This is a genomic window from Oleiphilus sp. HI0043 (assembly GCF_001634935.1).
On sequence record NZ_LWEY01001760.1, the window covers coordinates 1 to 743 of the forward strand.

Consider the following 743-nt stretch of genomic DNA (forward strand, 5'->3'; position numbering starts at 1 on the left):
ACACAAGATTAGCATTGCGTTAGAGGAAATGAATATTCCTTACAAAGTAATCACTGTTGACCTATCTAAGGGTGAACAAAAAACGCCCGAGTATATCGCTATTAACCCGAATGGGCGAATACCGGCGATTATTGATCACGACAACGAAGGTTTTACTCTTTTCGAATCGGGGGCCATCCTGATCTACCTAGCCGAAAAGTCGGGAAATTTTTACGCACATACACCTAACGAGCGCGCGCTTATAAATCAGTGGCTAATGTTCCAAATGGGCGGAATTGGTCCAATGATGGGGCAAGCAAATGTTTTCTTTCGCTACTTTCCAGAAAAAATCCCCGCAGCTATTGACCGTTATCATAACGAGGTAAAGCGTTTGTTTGGAGTACTTGACTCTCACTTAAGTGAACATGAGTACCTGGTAAACAATTACAGCATTGCAGATATCGCAAACTGGGCTTGGGTTCGAACCCACAACTGGTCGGGTGTTGAAATCGATAGCTATCCAAACTTGGAAAGGTGGGTAAAAGCAATATACGAACGGCCGGCAGCATTAAGAGCCATTGATACGCCAAAGCGCCCTCGCTCAGAAAAAGTCGTTGCTAGTGGGCAAAAGATAATCGTTACCTGACAGACAGCGCTAATCAATTAAAAAGCGGGGAGCAGTGTGCTTCCTTGCGCACTACTCCCCGCTACCCAAGCTGAAGTCTTGCTGACCTCTTGGTAGGTTGATAAACCCTCATCACAGA

At 45.4% G+C, this 743-nt stretch carries 1 protein-coding gene; it reads left to right on the top strand.

Translation table 11 applies throughout. From position 1 onward, the window contains the following. The coding region (locus A3729_RS27195; protein WP_068634476.1) for a glutathione S-transferase family protein at window positions 1-625 on the top strand (625 nt) is incomplete at its 5' end. Window positions 626-743: the final 118 nt, after the last annotated feature.